A 15931-nucleotide genomic window follows, 5' to 3' on the forward strand; every position below is an offset into this window, starting at 1 on the left:
GTTTTTTTTCGTCCGTTTTCCCCGCCTCGTCCGCCTTGTGCCGCGTTTCGGCCTGGTTGCCGACCGTCCGGCATGGCATGTTCGGTGACTCTTCGTCACTCGGGTTTTCTTGCCTCGGCGATTTAACAAAGTTCACGAAGAGTTAAAAATGGGAGGCTGGGATAATTTGTCGACTCCGCGCGATGACTGCAAGATGACGTACTTTGGATTCACGATGAATGAACAAAATGCGTGATGCGCCCAATCTCGGCGCTTGCAAGAGATCGCATGAAACAAAACAAGAAATATGCAACTTCGCAGGCGTAGGCAGCATGAAAGACGAACATATTGGCGCAATCTCAGCGGTTCAACACATCCCATCTTCTATTACAGTGTATTGATGAGTATTGGTAGCTGCTTATGCGAACGCGGCCCTGTCCCTGCTCCAGGACGTTTTCCGGACCGTGCGCAGTAAATTAGTTCCGCGCGCAGTTGCGCGGCTTCGCCAAGTCCTCGATGGAGCAAACGGCTTCGGTGTCGATGGGTTTGGACGAAGCCAGGGCTGCCGAGGAAGAAGCTGATCTTCTCGACAGCCTGCTGTGAAGGAGAGCTCTTCCTTATGCTTTTCATGGAACTGCGCCGCCGTGTCTGGGTGTTTCTGGAAAGCAGAAGGAAGTTCTTCGTTGAGATCGTTGGGCGTTCCGATGAAAATCAGGAGGACACCGGCGACAGGTGCCTGACGTGCGTGCGCATGCCCAAGCGTGTGCCCGAAGGGATAAAAACAGGAAAGAAAAAGCCGGCAGAGCAGCCGGCTTGGAGATTAAGCTTCTGCCTTGGCGGCAGTCAGGTGTTCGTATTTCGCCTGAAGTTGTTCGCGCGTTTCGCGCCATTCAGGGTTGATGGGAATGCACGCGACCGGGCACAGCTCCGCACAGGTCGGCTGTTCGAAATGGCCGACGCACTCGGTGCACTTGTGCGGGTCGATCTGGTAAAACTCGGCGCCCATCGAAATGGCGTCGTTCGGGCATTCGGGTTCGCAGACGTCGCAGTTGATGCAATCGTCGGTAATCATCAGTGCCATGGTCTTGCTCGTTCCTTGCTGCTGGTTTGCTACTGGGGGCTGCAGATGTGCTGCCGGGTGCTGATCCCTCAGGCTGCCGGGGCCGCCTTGATCGATGCGATCTTGTTCTGCAGCCAACGGTCCACCGACGGAAAGACGAATTTCGAGACGTCGCCGCCCAACATGGCAATCTCGCGCACGATGGTGCCCGAGATAAACTGATATTGGTCTGACGGGGTCAAAAACAAGGTCTCGACGTCGGGAAGCAGGTAGCGGTTCATGCCCGCCATCTGGAATTCGTATTCGAAGTCGGATACCGCACGCAGGCCGCGCACGATCACGCGCGCATCGTGCTGGCGCACGAAATCCTTCAGCAAGCCGGAGAAGCTCTCGACCTGCACGTTCGGATAATGGCCCAGCACTTCATTGGCGATTTCCAGGCGTTCGTCGAGCGAAAAGAACGGCCGCTTGTTCTTGCTGTCGGCTACGCCGACGACCAGGCGGTCGAACAGGCCCGAGGCACGGCGGACGAGGTCTTCGTGGCCACGCGTGAGCGGATCGAAAGTACCTGGATAAACGGCTACAACCATTGCGGCTCCCTTGGAGAATCACCCTGAGGATATGAAAATTCCGCCACGGCGGCGTTGCCTTGTCTCGCCGTACTAGCGTACTGTCTTCGACTCGGCGCCTTGCCGTGCCGGTTTTTCACACCCTCGCTATTAGAACGCGCATTATGCCTGAAAATCCGGCAACTGCCCCAGCCTGGGGCGACTTTTGCCCAAACTTTGTGCAGGTTTTGCTGCCCGAAGGCTTTTAAACGCCGGCGTCGTTCCGCTTCAGCAAATAGTAGTAGACCATGCCGGCTTTATCAGCGCGGATCGCATCCCAGCCGGCCAGCCATTCGGGCAACTCCGCTTCCAGCGGCAGGGACTCGCCCGTCTCCGCATAGACCAGCCCGCCTTCGTTCAGGATGGCCGGGCACAGCGGGAGGATTTGGGTGAGCAGACCCAGCTGGTACGGCGGATCCAGGAAAATCACGTCGAAGCGCTGGCCCCGTGCGGCCAGGTCTTTCACCAGCGCCAACGCGTCCGCGCGCAGCACCTTCACGTTGTCAGCCTTCAGCTTGTCGCGGTTGGCCTCGAGCTGGCGTGCCGCCGGGCCATGGTTGTCGACCATTGTCACCATGGCCGCGCCGCGGCTGGCCGCCTCGAAGCCGAGGGCGCCGGAGCCGGCGAACAGGTCGAGGAAGCTGGCGCTTTCGAAATCGCCGCCGAGCTGGTGCCGGATCCAGTTGAAGACGGTTTCGCGGACGCGGTCCGGCGTCGGTCGCAGGCCCTCGGCGTCGAGGACCGGAAGCAGGGCGCGCTTCCAGGCGCCGCCGATGATACGCACCTGGCGCGGCGCCAGGCGGGGAGCCCCGTGGGCTGGTTTGGAGGGTTTGGAGGACTTCTTTTGCATGGGCGGCACTATAGCATCGTGCCACCCGGCCCAGCCTGTTTACTCCTACTTGCCGGCCGCCAGGGTCTGGAAATCGTCGATCCAGCCCTGCATGCGTTCATGCGCGTGCTTCTTCTGTGCCGGGGTAGCGATCCGGATCGCGGTGAGCATGAACTTCGTGGTCTGGTCGAGATAGTTGTCGTAGAAGGCCTTGCGCTCAGGCGATTCGGTGCGACTGAAGAATTCGCGCTGCATCGCCGTGATCTGGGCCGTGGCCTGCTCGCGGTTCGGCTGTTCCTGCTGAAACTTGCGCAGCAGGGCAAGGATGCGGCGCTGGCGCCAGACGCGTTCCTGCAGCCAGATGTCGCCGTCGAGGGGACGTGCATCGGATGCCTTGCGCAGGATGTCTTCCTGTTCGCGGCTGAAACTGCCGAACCACAGTTCGAGCTGCTTCATCGCTTTCTTGTAACGTTCACGCTGGCGCTTCTCGGTGCTGCCATCAACAAATTTCTTGCGATATTCCGCATTTTTTGCGTTGAACTTGCGTTCGATATCGGCGATCTGGTCCGGTTTGATAGACAGTGCGAGGGTGGTCATCTCTGGCACGGCGCGGGCTGCCAGCCGTTCGCCGCGGACACGGATTTCACGATAGATGCCGATCAGGTCGCCCTGGGTCGGGTTGCCGGCAAGTTCCTTCTGCATGGTGCCGAGCAGTGCCGCGTAGTCGCGCAGCTGGGTCTGGCGGTGCCACTGGAACAGTTTGTCGATGTCGCGCTTGGCAATATCGGCCTGCTCGCCTTCCAGGTCGGCATAGGAATCCAGCCACCAATACAGTAAGGTATCGCCCTGGTTATAAGTAAAACGCACCGAGCTGCAGCCTGCCGCGAGGGCAAACAGTGCGATCAGGCATAACGCAATAGTGCGCCGGAACAAGGTATCCGGCGTGATAAAATTTTTCATATTATCAACTTTTTGAGGACGGCTTTATGAACGTTGTAATCCTCGCCGCCGGCATGGGAAAGCGCATGCAATCTGCGCTGCCGAAAGTCTTGCATCCACTGGCGGGGAAACCGCTGCTGCGGCACGTCATCGATACCGCCCGCAACTTATCGCCGAGTAAATTATGCGTCATTTACGGGCACGGAGGCGCAGCGGTGCCGGAGATGGTCGGCAAGCTGGCCGAGCAGGCCGGTGTCACGATCGACACTGCCCTGCAGCAGCCGCAGCTCGGTACCGGCCATGCCGTGATGCAGGCGGTGCCGCAACTGGATGAGAGCGTGCCGACCCTGGTGCTGTACGGCGATGTGCCGCTGACCACTGCCGCCTCGCTTGGCCGCCTGGTCGAGGCTGCGGGCACGGACAAGCTCGCCATTCTGACGGTCGAGCAAGCCAATCCTTTCGGCCTGGGCCGCATCGTCCGCGAGAACGGCAATATCGTGCGCATCGTCGAAGAGAAGGATGCCAGCGAAGCCGAGCGCGCGATCCGCGAGATCAACAGCGGCATCATGTGCATCCCGACCGCCCACCTCAAGCGCTGGCTGGCGGCGCTGTCGAACAACAATGCCCAGGGCGAGTACTACCTGACCGACATCGTGGCCCAGGCTGTCGCTGACGGCGTGCCGGTCGTCTCGGCCCAGCCGTCGGCCGAGTGGGAAGTGGCCGGCGTCAACAGCAAGGTCCAGCTGGCCGAGCTCGAGCGCCGCCATCAACTGAACATCGCCACCACGCTGCTGGAAAAAGGCGTCACGCTGATGGACCCGGCCCGCATCGACGTGCGCGGTGAACTGGTCTGCGGCCGCGATGTCGTGATCGACGTCGGCTGCGTATTCGAAGGCCGCGTGGAGCTGGCCGATGGCGTGACGGTCGGCCCGCACTGCGTGCTGGTGAATGCGACGATCGGGGCCGGCGCCCAGATCAAGCCCTTCTGCCACATCGAGGATGCCGTGGTTGGCGACAAGTCGCAGATCGGTCCCTACGCGCGCCTGCGCCCGGGCACCGAGCTGGGCGAAGACGTCCATGTGGGTAATTTCGTCGAGATCAAGAACAGCCAGGTCGCCGCGCACAGCAAGGCCAACCACCTGGCCTACGTGGGCGATGCCACCGTCGGTTCGCGCGTCAACATCGGCGCCGGCACCATCACCTGCAATTACGACGGCGCCAACAAGTTCCGCACCGTGATCGAGGACGACGCCTTCATCGGCAGCGACAGCCAGCTGGTGGCGCCGGTCACCGTGGGCAAGGGCGCCACCCTGGGAGCGGGCACGACGCTGACCAAGGATGCGCCGGCGGGCAAGCTGACCATCTCGCGGCCGAAGCAGCTGACGGTCGAAGGTTGGTCGCGTCCGGTGAAAACGAAGAAGTAATCCACCGGGTATCGACAGGAAATAAACAGGATAAACCCAGGAAAAACACAGGCTTATCCTGTGGTTCTCCTGGGGTCAATCCACAAAGTTATCCACAATGCTTGTGCTTGGCTACACCGCGATTCGGGTGTCGAACTTGGAGCGGTGGGTGGAAAAATAGGCTTTCACATTGCGCACATTGGCGTGCGCGGTGAACAGGCGGTGGGCCAGCGCGTGGTAAGCCGGCATGTCGGCCACCTGCACGATCAGCACGAAGTCGGGCCCCGGGCTGACCCGGTAGCACTGCAGGACTGCGGCATCCTGCGCCACCAGGACCTCGAACTCGTCCAGGCGTTCGGCTGCCTGCACGTCGAGCGTGATCTCGATGATGGCGGTCAGGCGGGCGCCCACCTTGGCCGGATCCACGATTGCCACCTGACGCTCGATGACGCCGCCGTCGGTCAGCTGTTTCACCCGGCGCAAACAAGTAGGCGGCGAGACGTGTACAAGTTCGGCCAATTCCGCATTCGTATGCGATGCATCAGCCTGCAGTGTATTCAGAATGCGACGATCTAGCTCGTCAAGAAGTGGTTGATCTAACATCATGTGAAATAAAAATTAAAGAATTGCTCTGAAATGAAAGAATATTTCGTGCTTGCATCGTCATGAAATAATCTATCAAATCAAGGTGAATTCTGAAAGCTTATTTCAACAGTGTTGCTCTACGATTGGTTCATTGCAATGTTTTAGATGAGGTCCAACCATGTGCGGTATTGTCGGCGCAGTCGCCAAGCGTAATATCACCCCCATCCTGATCGAAGGCCTGAAACGTCTCGAATACCGGGGCTATGATTCCTGTGGCGTCGCCGTGCACCTGGACGGTAAACTGACCCGTGCGCGCAGCACCTCGCGCGTTGCCGAGCTCGAAGACCAGGTGCGCGAAGCCGACTTGGACGGCTTCACCGGCATCGCCCACACCCGCTGGGCCACCCACGGCGCCCCTGCTTCGCACAATGCCCACCCGCACTTCTCCCCGAGCGAAAACAATGCGCGCATCGCACTTGTCCACAATGGCATCATCGAAAACCACGACGAGCTGCGCAATGAACTGAAGGGCCTCGGCTATGAGTTCACCAGCCAGACCGACACCGAAGTCATCGCTCACCTGGTCGACCACATGTACAACGGCGACCTGTTCGACACCGTCCAGCAGGCCGTCAAGCGCCTGCACGGCGCCTACGCCATCGCCGTGTTCGCGCGCGAGGAGCCGCACCGCGTGGTCGCCGCCCGCCAGGGTTCGCCGCTGATCGTCGGCGTGGGCGACAACGAAAACTTCGTTGCCTCGGACGCGATGGCGCTGGCGGGCACCACCAACCAGATCATCTACCTCGAAGAAGGCGACGTGGTCGACCTGCAGCTGGCGCGCTACTGGATCGTCGACGTTGACGGCCGTTCGGTCGAGCGCGAAGTGAAGACCGTGCACGCCCACACCGGCGCGGCCGAGCTGGGCCCGTACCGCCACTACATGCAGAAGGAAATCTTCGAACAGCCGCGCGTCATCGGCGACACCCTGGAAGGCGTGACCGGCATCATGCCCGAACTGTTCGGCGACGGCGCCTACGGGGTGTTCAAGGAAATCGATCGCGTGCTGATCCTGGCCTGCGGCACCAGCTACTACGCCGGCCTGACCGCGAAGTACTGGATCGAATGCATCGCCAAGGTGCCGGTCAACGTCGAGATCGCCAGCGAATACCGCTACCGCGACAGCGTGCCGCACCCGCAGACCCTGGTGGTGACTATCTCGCAGAGCGGCGAGACGGCTGACACCCTGGCAGCGCTGAAGCATGCGCGCAGCCTCGGCATGCCGCACACGCTCACCATCTGCAACGTCGCCACCAGCGCCATGGTACGCGAGTGCAAGCTGGCCTACATCACCCGCGCCGGCGTGGAAGTGGGCGTGGCCTCGACCAAGGCGTTTACTACCCAGCTGGCCGCGCTGTTCCTCTTGACGCTGACCTTGGCGCAAGTCAACGGCCGCCTGACCGACGAAGAAGAAGCCGAGCACCTCAAGATGATGCGCCACCTGCCGGTCGCGCTGGGCTCGGTGCTGGCGCTGGAACCGCAGATCATGGCCTGGGCCGAAGAATTCGCGCGCAAGGAAAACGCCCTGTTCCTGGGCCGCGGCATGCACTACCCGATCGCCCTGGAAGGCGCCCTCAAGCTCAAGGAAATCTCGTACATCCACGCCGAAGCCTACCCGGCGGGCGAGCTGAAGCACGGTCCGCTGGCGCTGGTCACCGAAGAAATGCCCGTGGTCACGATCGCCCCGAACGATGCGCTGCTGGAAAAGCTGAAGTCGAACATGCAGGAAGTGCGTGCGCGCGGTGGCCAGCTGTACGTGTTCGCCGACGTCGACTCGCGCATCACCTCGGGCGACGGCCTGCATGTGATCCGCCTGCCGGAGCACTATGGCGACCTGTCGCCGATCCTGCACGTGGCGGCGCTGCAGCTGCTGGCTTACCACACCGCGCTGGCGCGTGGCACCGATGTGGACAAGCCGCGTAACCTCGCGAAGTCGGTGACGGTGGAGTAAGCGCCCGGTGCGCCTGCCTTGCTGAATGAAAGCCCGTGTGTGCCGTGAGTGGCCACATGGGCTTTTCTATTTAATTATGCTTTTACTTCCTTTTTTCCTGGGACTTCAGGTATTCATTCTTCAAATCCTGGTAGATCGTATCCAGTTCCGCGATCTGCGTGGTGTAGAGATGGAGATTCTCCCTGCCTTCGAAGGCCAGTTTCGCGTGTTCGGATAACAAGGCTATCGAAGCGACCCATTTGCTCCATGAAGGAAGCTTGGACAATTCGTTGTTGTATACCCTGTCGAATTGCTCCACCATGTAATACATGGAGCGGTTGTCTACCATGCTGTCGCTTCTAGCGCCGGTTACGAAGACTGCAAAAGGAGCAATCATGTCATCTGAAATGGCGGGGTCGATCGTGATGCGTTTGCCGAATCCGAGCCGCGCTTTCACCCATTGCTCGACACCGATCACATTCATGGTCGGATCGACGGGCAACCACTTGCCCGAGGTGTCGTCATACACTTCCAGCCACCGGTGATCATTGTGGCGGGCGCCAAACAGGGAATAGCGCGCTCCCTTTTCCTTCACCAACTGTTCCGCCTGCCCCTGACGCTCGGGATGAAGCCTCGACAGGTTGACTTCAGCAATGGAGCGCGTCTTGATGTCCATGGCCTTCACGATTTCCACATACACCTGGGCCAGGTCATAGCAATTACCAGCCCCGCGTTCCAGGATCTCTTTCACGGTTCTTCGTTTGTAATCGGTCGCCACCCACTCCAGACGATTGCTGACCCAACTTAGCAAGGTGCTCGCCTTTTTGTAGTCGGTGTCGTCGGTCGCGGTTATCTGCTCACCCAGGGTCTTCAGGTTCAGATTGGTGGTGTCGATTTTTTCCGAAATATTCGCGCGGCCGGATTGGGCAAAAGCAAAAAATGGCTGTGCAACAAGGAACAAAAGAACAAGAAGTTTTTTCATGAAAATTTGAAAGTGTTATTTTGATATCGCCACAGATAGAAAACAGTTTCGACATGCATACCTGATCAGCGCTGGACCAAAGGCCTGCTTATCAAAACGGGGCACTATCGCATGAAAAACCTTGCCAGGGCAGCATTCCAGGTACTGATCTGCCAAAGGTGAGAACGACGAAGGCAGCTTGTTGGTTTCGAAGATCTGCCTGTCGTTGCACTCACTGGACCAGGACAACATCCGGCGAATCATGAGCAAAATTGTAACAATATGTGTATCAGGCTCGCGGGCAAGCCGCAGGTCAGGGGGCTTGCGCTCGCAGTTTTTCTACTGTTAGTTTCTTGTTTCGTGCTCGTCCGTAGAGTGAGAGCAGCGTCGAGACTGTGTTTCCGGAATCGTAACAAATACTATTAACAGTAGGCAAAATGTGTTCTTTTCTGCCTGATCTGTACGCTTCTTGTAACGGAACGCGGTCTGGAATTCGGTTGACTTCCCAATTGAACAAACTTATCTTAATTTCATCGATGAGCAGCGTGAGTCGATGTTCGTTTGATAATTTTCAATTCGTGCGGTGACGGAGAGGCACTGTAGCTTCTCCCTGGGAAGCGTTTGCGCGACGTTCCATAACCTGTTGCCGCCTTGATGAACCGATGACCGGGCCGCCGCCTAGCGGAACCTGGCACCGACGCTCGCCGCGTCGTGCCGTCCGGCCGGTCGAATGGAGGACGCATGAATGTGTTAATGGTAGGTGCAGGCAATGCGGGGTGCGCGCTCGGCGCGATCCTCGCACAGGACGGGCACCGGGTCGCCTTGCTGAAAACCTCGCACTCGCTGCACGACCAGAATTTCGATACCGTGCGCGAGACCCGCACGATCAAGCTCATCAGCAATCCCAAAGGCGGCGAGACCAGCACGGCGTCGATTGCCCTGGCCACCCGTGACGTCGAGGAAGCGTTCGCCGAGACGCCGGACGCGATCATCATCACGACCCAGACCCAATGCCATGCCGAGATCGCCGAGCTGATCGGTCCTTACCTGAAAGCGCACCAGCTGGTGCTGCTCGCACCAGGCTACATGGGTTCCTGCTACTTCCTGCCCTACCAGCAGAAGGAAGGCTTCCTGCTCGCGGAAGGCGAAAGCCTGCCCTACGATGCACGCATCGTCGAACCGGGCGTCGTCAACGTCCTGTTCCGCAACACCCGCAACGCGCTGGCCTTCCTGCCGCGCGATCGCGCCGCCGAAGGACTGGAACGGGCTGCCCGCCTGTTCCCGACCTATGTTGCGACTCGTACCAACGTGGTCGAGTCCGCGATGCACAATCCGAACCTGATCGTGCACACCATCGGCACCCTGCTCTCGGCCAGCCGCATCGAGCATTCCGAAGGCGAATTCTGGATGTACCGCGAAGCCTTCACGCCATCGGTGCTGAACCTGCTGTACAAGCTCGACGCCGAAAAGAACGCCGTCATCGCCGCCACCGGCGGCAAGCCCTCGCCCTATTTTGACGAATGCAAGTTCCGCAATGAAGAAGACCTGTCGCAGCCGTCGATCTCCGTATTCCGCCGCTACGCGCGTGAAGGCGGGCCAAAGGGACCGGCAACCCTGCAGACGCGTTTCATCACCGAAGACGTGCCGATGGGCCTGGCGCTGCTGTCCTCGATCGGTCGCCTGATGGGCGTGCCGACCCCGACCGCCGACGCCCTGACCGTCATCGCCAGCGGCCTGCTGGACCGCGACTTCGCCGCCGAAGCACGGACCCTGGAAAAGCTGGGGCTGGGCGACAAGTCGCCGGAAGAGTTCAAACGCGTATTGAACGGGTGAGCCCATGAGCATCCACGACCTGCTCGCCAAACCCTACTACGCCTGGCGCCGCTATATTCCGAGCCGCGTGCTGTACCACCCCGACTTCTTCAGCGTGCTCGACATGCTGTCGAAGGACAAGGCCGCCATCGCCGAACTGGCCCAGCAGCGCCTGCGCAAGATCCTCGTCCATGCGCTCGAACATGTGCCGCACTACGGGCGCACGGTCAAGCTGAGCATCGAAGAGGCGAAGAACGAACCCGTGCAGGAAGTGCTGGCTGCTTTTCCCTTCCTGTCGAAGGAAGAAGTGATGTCGCAGCAGCGCGACTTCCTCGACCGCCGGCTCGATCCGCGAAAACTGATGTATGCGACCAGCGGCGGCTCGTCCGGACAGGGCATCGGCCTGTGGCGCACCAAGCGCCTGGCCGACATCGAAAAGGCTTTCTTTACCCATGAATGGGGCAAGCTCGGCTTTTCCTTCGACAAGTCGCGCATCCTGCGCATCGGCGCCGACGCGCGCCGCCTGGCGCACGAAGAGCCTGCACGCGTGGTCGGCAACCGCCTGATGCTGTCGCCCTACCACGTGCATGAGCAGCACAAGGCGGCCATCATCGAAGCGATCAAACGGTTCCGGCCTGAATACGTGCACGGCTACCCGAGTTCGGTGACGGCGCTGGCCGAGCTGGTCGAGTCCAAAGAGCTCGACGTGCAGGTCAAGGCGGTGCTGCTGGCATCCGAACCGGCGACGCCGGCGCAGCTTGCGTCGATCCGCCGGCTGTTCCGTGCGCCGGTATCGCTGAACTACGGTTTGTCGGAACGGACGAACCTGGCCTTCCTCAAAGTGGACGACGGCGGCACCTCGGATTACCAGTTCCAGCCGCTCTATGGCTGGAATGAGAACCGCATGGATGGCGACCGTCCCGAGATCGTCGGTACCTCGCTATGGAACGACGTCATGCCGCTGATCCGCTACCGGACCAATGATTACGGCCTGATCGATGCCGACGGCCGCTGCCCGTGCATCGATGGCCGCGGCCACGAATACCTGGTCGACCGGTCGGGCAAGCGCATTCCGGGGCTGTCGATCGTCATCGATGAAGTCACCTGGGACTTCGTGCGCCTGTACCAGGTACGGCAGAAGAAGGCGGGGGAGATCACGCTGGCGGTGGTGCCGCGCCACGGCAGCCTGAACGACGAGCAGCGCGCCTTCGTGCTGGACGCCCAGCAAAAGCGCTGGGGCGGCTTCTTCGATATCTCGCTGCAGGAAGAGAGCGACATTCCGCTGGCGCCGAACGGCAAGCGCAAGCTGGTGGTGAATTCGCTGAATGTCTGAACTCGGGTGCTCCCTTCACGGCTTACGCCGGGGGACGCACCATGGCCACACTGCGCAGGTAAGGGTCCTCGTTGCCGATGCAGAGGATGGGCGCGTTGCGTTCCAGCGCATAGTGCCGTGCCAGCGCCAGGGTCGTCATCATGGGCACCGCGCCACAGCTTCCACTGCCGAGACCGATGCGGATGATGTCGTCCGAGGCATCGACTTGCGGGATCGCCGGGGCGCTCAGGCCCATCAGCTCGAGCACGCGGTTGGGACGGTGTGCGGTGTCGGCGACGACCATGCCGATCTGGGAAATCTCTATCGTAGCCGCCTTGCTTGCCTGCTCGGCCAGTTCCAGCAGCAGGGCCGAATCGACACGGCGGGTGTCGTCGGCCGAGGTATCACGGCGGCGCTCGCTCACCGGGCCAAGTAATGCAAATTCGGCACCGCACGCTTGAGCCAGCTGCAGGTCGGTCAACAACAATCCTGCAGCGCCTTCGCCCGGAATCTGGCCGCGCGCTTGCGAGGAGGTGAACAGGGATGACTGCGCGGCCAGGCGGTCGATACTTTCCTGGCCGATCAGCGAAGCGCAGGCGATGACGAGGGCTACTACAGGCGCACTCCCTGACGATGTGGCCGGCATCAGCTGCGTGATGACGGTCGTAGGTGAAGCGTGTTCCTGTTCAGGCACGTTCATGGCGGTGATGCTGGCCTCCGGCCAGCCGTATTGGCTCACCGTATGCTTGAGCCACATCGTTACCGCACGCCGAATGTCGATAGCCCAGTCACTCGGCAGCATCAGCCTGAGCTGGAGCAGTGGTGGACTGTCCTCGTAGGGCAGCAGATCGCTGGCGGCGACGCTGGCGAGTTCGGCTGCAACGCCGCTTGCCAGGATGAGCGCACGCCACTGTTCTTCGGAGAGATGAAGTTGCAATCCTTGGCTGGACAGCCAGTCGGCGATCTCATCCTGCAGTGATTCGTCATGGGCATCATCGCTGCGTGCCGTCATGACCGGGAAACCGTTGTCATCGACAAGCTCCTTGTCCAGGTCGGCGCGGGCTTCGTTATCGGCAATGGCACTGGCGAGCTCTTCAGCAGATGTGCCGTGTGGGGAGCGCAGTGCTGTTGCGACGATTGCCAGCATTGGCGTGCTGGTTTCTGCAGCAGCTCGCGAGGTGGCCGAAGCGGGCTTGGCGGTACTGGCAGGAATGGACGCGGCACGGGCCATGATGGCTTTCTGGCTACCCCATAAAGCGAACAGTACGCCCAAGGGAAAAACGAGCAAGGCCAGTGCCAGTTCGCCAGTTTCAGGGTCCTGATCCGTCTGGTGCCAATACCACAGCATGATTGCCCAGCAGACGATGAAGGTTGTGATAACGACTGCGCCTAGTTTGAACCAGTCGGCAGGCAAGCGTGCCGGTGTTGTTGTAGTTGTTGTCATGTTGGTCGCTCAGACGTTGTCGATCGTTGCCTGCTGGCCGGCGATCAGGGTGGCGCCGCAGGCTGTCTTGTCTCCGTGGCGGGCTGCGGGCTTGCCGTCGATGATCAGCGTCGAGTCGCCGCTGACGATAGGACTGGATCCGTGCTTAGGGCAGCTAGTCTTGTCGCCCATTCGGGCAATACCAACCCCACCGGTATCGCTGTGTGAGGAAGCTTCGACCACAACTCCCCCATGCGATGTTTTGTCACCAAGCTTGATCAGTGGACCTGCCATGATGTCTCCTTAGGACGTTAAACTACACGAATTGGGAAAACAGGACCTAAACCTGTTTCTCATCCCATTGCCATATCGTATTTCCGTAGGTGGAATCCAGTTTGGGGAAGTTGTCGCCTTGGCCGAAGAAACGGCGTGATCCTGGAGACGCTGGGCTGAAATAGAAGCCGCTCATCTCGCAGTGCTCTCCTGCTTCAACGCGCCGTTCTTTACGTTCCACCTGGTCAATCTCAGTATCGATATCTTCAAATTCGCCTTCCAGACGTTCAACGTAAAACCACTTTGAAGGCGCGGATGTGAATGCATTACGTGCGACGAGACTTGGAGCAAGGTCTGGTGTAGAGTCTTCGGAGTTAAAAGGATCTTCTTTTAATTGCCGATCATTCGCGTTTTTTCGAACGAATTCAAACATAGCGTCCTCATCCAGCCATAGCTTTGATCTGCCGACGTCGGCGAGGGCACGCCGACCTAAATCATTAAAGATGGAGCACTCCAGAAGTTCTCCATATTCATTGCCATTCCATGCAAATTGCAGGGCGCCGTCAGGATATTCGGAAGATATATAAACACCAGTTATTGGCGGAATGTCACCTGTTTTGCAACTAATGTCGTCACGAATTCTAAACTTGGGCAACTGAGGAAATTTTGAAACGTGCTCTTGCCATGCTAAGGCAAGACTAAAATCATCCCACCTACTATCAATCTGGCCCTTTTCCATCGTATCGTCAATATTTCCAGCACATTTGGTAATGGATGCGAACATCGCATCAAATTTTTCTTCCTCTTCAGGCAAAGCCCACTGCATTGAAAACTCTGCCATTCCGCGACCGCATTGATAAGCTCCAGTTACATGATAAATTCCTGAAGCACGATCTGCCATGTGTCTCGCAACTGATAGGCCAAAGTCGGCCAAAAAAGACCAGGCGTGATTGGACCAATTCTCACTTGTATCGCGATCGCCCCACCGTGAACTCTTCAGGAAACGGTCCCTGCCTTCGTCACGGCTCTTGTCTAATATTTCGTCGACAAACGTCTGAAGTGCACGAACGCGCTCCTGAAGGCCTTTCAAATATTCGTCGGATGCAAAAAAGTAGAGCAACGCTGCTTGCTTCTTTTGCCATGTGGTCAAGATTTTTTTCGATGTCATATTGTCTTTCGTCTCTCGCTTTCGAGTAAATAAGCTACGGCTTAAATGAAGTCACTTGCCCAGGTAAGGCAGGTAAGCCAATTTTGTCTGGAAATCCACTGCCGTTAAAATCCGCGTATCCCCACCCCGTTTCAAACGGACCGCTTATGTTTGGGTGCATGATTTTCTGTCGAATCCCCAAATATTCTTCTTGCTCGGGCTTCGGTAATTTATAAAACTCATCTCGGCTGATCGACTCGTCCAGCATATTTTCATCATTCTTCTTATAGAACCTCATTAGGTCATTGCGCCGATCATTCCTTTCAACGTTAAATACTATTTGTTCTCCGCCACCTTCCAAATACCTGTCCGGTAGCGCATCTTTTTTCTGACTGGATGCCGGACCTCTCCATACTTTTAATGTTTCTCCAGGTTTGACGTCATAAACGACAAATTGGCCGTTCACATTCCAGTCCGGCCAGACAGCCAAAAATTTCCGCCAAGCGGCACGTGGATCGGGAGAATTTTGAATTTCATTGAAGACCTTTTCACTGATCCAACAATCGCTCATTGCTCGACTGTTTGGCGCTAGTATGCGGATAAGCCGTGCTGGGCCTTTTATTTCATCGGCAGTGAATTTATGGAAAGATTTAATATTTTGCTCTGTTAAATTGGGCCAGCCGTCTTTCACTTTTTTTGCTACATCTTCAGCATAGCGTCTTGGATTTGCTTCGGACCAACGAAGCTTGTTACCTTCGTTAAGCCATTTTGGACATGGACGCGGCTTTCGCATCAGCGTAACTGCAGTCGCTTCCGGTAATGCACCGCGATAATGCACATTATTCAAATTGACAATCGCCTTCTTGCTGAGTGCCGTTTCGTCCAGCAAGCGCAGAATGACCGCGTCAAATATGGCGTCAATAGTAAGATTGACTTTTGCTATCCCTTCAGTCGCTCTAGAGCGTACCCATATCACTTGTTCTAATGCTTGAGAGGCTCTAGGACCAACTACTGGAACATGAGCAACCTTGTCGCTAAGTTGTCTCAGTGTTGCAATCGCTGAATCGAATGCCTTGATAAGTTCTGCAGCACCAGTTTTGGATTTGACTTTCTTGATTTCGTTAGCCAGCCAATTAAAGACATCATCGATTCTGTGTTCCCGCAAATACTTTTGAAAAACTCGTCGACGGAGCAGCACTACAACCCATGTAACAGCTTTGTCCACGGCACTTGTAATGGCATTTCCGCCGGCGCGCCGAATAAAGGCGAAGAAGATCTTCAAGACACCTTTTACGAACGAACCGAGAAAGGGAACCAACCCGATCAGCGTCAAAGCAAGCGCTACCCAAGCCCAAGTGTCAGACGTGTCTTCCTTGAGCTTCTTGCAATTGGCAATCAGGTCGCGCACGTCACAGATCTGGTCTACCAAAGGAATCATCGATATCGCCGCGTCGGCGACGATCTGCCCAGTAGAGCGGTTCTCATTGAAGTCTCCTTGAACCGCTTGCCAAAACCATTCCCATGGATTGGAACTTACCTCTTTCTCGGGACGTTGCCCGTTCGTGGTCCAAGCAAGGGCGTCACGTATCTGTGTCGTATTAATGTCGGGCATG

The 15931-nt window shown here is 58.1% G+C and carries 14 protein-coding genes; 4 read left to right on the top strand and 10 right to left on the bottom strand.

The window, feature by feature from the left end:
* Positions 1-799 precede the first annotated feature (799 nt).
* From MA09_RS22105 to MA09_RS22120, 4 genes are all read right to left on the bottom strand, one after another.
* Positions 800-1060, bottom strand: coding sequence for a YfhL family 4Fe-4S dicluster ferredoxin (locus MA09_RS22105; protein WP_036253189.1), 261 nt, complete (start codon positions 1058-1060; stop codon positions 800-802).
* A 68-nt stretch (positions 1061-1128) separates the two neighbouring features.
* Complete coding sequence (gene coaD, locus MA09_RS22110) at positions 1129-1629, bottom strand: pantetheine-phosphate adenylyltransferase (protein ID WP_036253191.1); 501 nt, start codon at positions 1627-1629, stop codon at positions 1129-1131.
* A gap of 223 nt (positions 1630-1852) precedes the next feature.
* Positions 1853-2497 (bottom strand): 16S rRNA (guanine(966)-N(2))-methyltransferase RsmD, encoded by a 645-nt coding sequence (gene rsmD / locus MA09_RS22115; RefSeq protein ID WP_036253192.1) that lies wholly within the window; start codon positions 2495-2497, stop codon positions 1853-1855.
* A 45-nt stretch (positions 2498-2542) separates the two neighbouring features.
* Positions 2543-3436, bottom strand: a complete 894-nt coding sequence (locus tag MA09_RS22120) for a DUF6279 family lipoprotein (RefSeq protein WP_051933698.1) — start codon at positions 3434-3436, stop codon at positions 2543-2545.
* A 26-nt stretch (positions 3437-3462) separates the two neighbouring features.
* On the opposite strand from MA09_RS22120, the gene glmU reads away from it, so the two are divergent.
* The gene (gene glmU / locus MA09_RS22125; protein ID WP_036253193.1) at positions 3463-4839 is read left to right on the top strand and encodes a bifunctional UDP-N-acetylglucosamine diphosphorylase/glucosamine-1-phosphate N-acetyltransferase GlmU; all 1377 of its coding nucleotides are present in this window, start codon (positions 3463-3465) and stop codon (positions 4837-4839) included.
* Between the two features lie 111 nt (positions 4840-4950).
* Here glmU and MA09_RS22130 read toward each other — a convergent pair whose 3' ends face one another.
* Entirely contained in the window at positions 4951-5421 is a 471-nt protein-coding gene (locus tag MA09_RS22130) for an Lrp/AsnC family transcriptional regulator (protein ID WP_036253746.1), read from the bottom strand.
* Positions 5422-5581: 160 nt separating this feature from the next.
* Here MA09_RS22130 and glmS point away from each other — a divergent pair, with 160 nt between their 5' ends.
* Positions 5582-7411: a glutamine--fructose-6-phosphate transaminase (isomerizing) gene (gene glmS, locus MA09_RS22135; RefSeq protein WP_036253194.1), complete on the top strand. Its 1830-nt coding sequence runs from the start codon at positions 5582-5584 to the stop codon at positions 7409-7411.
* An 82-nt stretch (positions 7412-7493) separates the two neighbouring features.
* Here glmS and MA09_RS22140 read toward each other — a convergent pair whose 3' ends face one another.
* A complete protein-coding gene (locus tag MA09_RS22140; protein WP_081897754.1) occupies positions 7494-8372 on the bottom strand; it encodes a transglutaminase-like domain-containing protein in 879 nt (292 codons plus the stop codon).
* A 720-nt stretch (positions 8373-9092) separates the two neighbouring features.
* On the opposite strand from MA09_RS22140, the gene MA09_RS22145 reads away from it, so the two are divergent.
* Both MA09_RS22145 and MA09_RS22150 read left to right on the top strand, forming a co-directional pair.
* The gene (locus tag MA09_RS22145) at positions 9093-10184 is read left to right on the top strand and encodes an NAD/NADP-dependent octopine/nopaline dehydrogenase family protein (RefSeq protein WP_036253197.1); all 1092 of its coding nucleotides are present in this window, start codon (positions 9093-9095) and stop codon (positions 10182-10184) included.
* Positions 10185-10188: 4 nt separating this feature from the next.
* The gene (locus MA09_RS22150; RefSeq protein WP_036253199.1) at positions 10189-11496 is read left to right on the top strand and encodes an AMP-binding protein; all 1308 of its coding nucleotides are present in this window, start codon (positions 10189-10191) and stop codon (positions 11494-11496) included.
* Between the two features lie 22 nt (positions 11497-11518).
* Here MA09_RS22150 and MA09_RS22155 read toward each other — a convergent pair whose 3' ends face one another.
* The 4 genes from MA09_RS22155 to MA09_RS24345 are packed head-to-tail and all read right to left on the bottom strand — an operon-like array spanning position 11519 to position 15930.
* Entirely contained in the window at positions 11519-12919 is a 1401-nt protein-coding gene (locus MA09_RS22155; RefSeq protein WP_152594761.1) for a hypothetical protein, read from the bottom strand.
* Between the two features lie 9 nt (positions 12920-12928).
* Positions 12929-13192: a PAAR domain-containing protein gene (locus MA09_RS22160; RefSeq protein WP_036253201.1), complete on the bottom strand. Its 264-nt coding sequence runs from the start codon at positions 13190-13192 to the stop codon at positions 12929-12931.
* Positions 13193-13238: 46 nt separating this feature from the next.
* Positions 13239-14339, bottom strand: coding sequence for a hypothetical protein (locus MA09_RS24730; protein ID WP_152594762.1), 1101 nt, complete (start codon positions 14337-14339; stop codon positions 13239-13241).
* A gap of 34 nt (positions 14340-14373) precedes the next feature.
* Entirely contained in the window at positions 14374-15930 is a 1557-nt protein-coding gene (locus MA09_RS24345) for a hypothetical protein (RefSeq protein ID WP_081897755.1), read from the bottom strand.
* Position 15931: the final 1 nt, after the last annotated feature.

Origin of the sequence: Massilia sp. BSC265 (assembly GCF_000740675.1) — a bacterium.
Taxonomy (GTDB): Bacteria; Pseudomonadota; Gammaproteobacteria; order Burkholderiales; family Burkholderiaceae_D; genus Telluria.